The following is a 1,506-nucleotide window of genomic DNA, read 5'->3' as shown; positions in this document are numbered from 1 at the left end:
ACTCGATGAGGGTGGTGAAGAGGGAGAGCGTGCCGTCCTTGTTGTCGACCAGCTCGACGATGCGGGCCTCTCCTCGTTCGGCGTCAGCGGCACCAACGCCCACGTCATCCTCGAACAGCCCCCGGCACCGCAGGAGACCGCGCCGCCCACCGCCACCGACGGACCGCCGCCCGCCACCGGCCCCTTCGCCTTCCCGGTGTCCGCACGCACGAGCACCGCGCTGCGCGCCCAGGCCCGGCGCCTGCACGACCACCTGACCTCCGGGGAGCACCCCGCCCCGCACCCCGCCGACCTCGCCCGCGCGCTGACCCGCACCCGCTCCGCCCTGGAACACCGCGCCGTCGTCGTCGCCCGGGACACCGGCGAACTCCTCGCCGGCCTGGACGCCGTCGCCGAGGACACACCCGCACCCGGTGCCGTCAAGGGCGTCGCCGACACCGACGGCGGACCCGTCTTCGTCTTCCCCGGCCAGGGCCCCCAGTGGGAGGCGATGGCCACCGAACTCCTCGACGGCGACGAACGGTTCCGCACCCACCTCACCGAAGTCGCCGCCGCCGTGGAGGCGTTCACCGACTGGCGGGTCCTCGACGTGCTGCGCCGCACCCCCGGCGCCCCGCCCCTGGAACGCCTCGACGTCGTCCAGCCGACCCTGTTCGCCGTCTGTGTCGCACTGGCCCGCCTGTGGCAGTCCCACGGCGTGCGGCCCGCCGCCGTCGTCGGACAGAGCCAGGGCGAGGTCGCCGCCGCGCACATCGCCGGCGCCCTCACCCTCGAGGACGCCGCACGCGTCGTCGTCACCCGCTCCCGCGAACTGGGCCCGCTCTCCGGCCGCGGCGGCATGCTCTCCGTACCGCTGCCCCTCGCCGACGTGGAACACCTGCTGGCCCGCTGGGAGGGCCGGCTCTCCGTCGGCTCGGTCAACGGACCCCGCTCGGTCGTCGTCTCCGGCGAGGAGGAGGCCCTCACCACACTGCTGGCCGAACTCACCGACGACGGCGTCCGCGCCCGCCGCGTCCCCGTCGACTACGCCTCGCACTCCGTCCAGGTCGAGGAGGTCCGCGAGGCCCTGCTCGCCGGATTCGCGCCGGTCCGCCCCCAGCAGGCCGCGATACCCCTGTACTCCACCGTCACCGGCGACCGCATCGAGGACACCACCGCACTGGACGCGGACCACTGGTACCGCAACATCCGCCGCACCGTCCGCTTCGAGGACACCGTCAAGGCCCTGACCGCCGCCGGCCACCGCGTCTTCGTCGAGGTCAGCCCGCACCCCGTGGTGACCACCGCCATCGCCGACATCCTCGACACCACCGGCGTCACCGACAGCGCCGTCACCGGCACCCTGCGCCGCGGCGACGGCGGCCCCGCCCGCTTCCTGCTCTCCCTGGCCGAACTCCACGTACGGGGCTGCCCCGTCGACCTCGACACCGTCCAGGCCGGCCCCGGCGCCCACGTCGAGCTGCCCGTCTACGCCTTCCAGCGCCGCCGCTACTGGCCCTCGTTCAC

1 protein-coding gene is annotated in these 1,506 nt (G+C 74.6%); it reads left to right on the top strand.

Annotated elements, in window-relative coordinates; translation table 11 throughout:
• Positions 1–1,506 (top strand): acyltransferase domain-containing protein (locus ABZV34_RS39315; RefSeq protein WP_356288051.1); only part of this gene is annotated, 1,506 nt, incomplete at both ends.

Origin of the sequence: Streptomyces sp. NPDC005195, from assembly GCF_040608315.1 — a bacterium.
GTDB lineage: Bacteria > Actinomycetota > Actinomycetes > Streptomycetales > Streptomycetaceae > Streptomyces > Streptomyces kaempferi.
The sequence above is the reverse complement of the archived record's forward strand: the minus strand, read 5'-3'. Positions and strand labels throughout refer to the sequence as shown.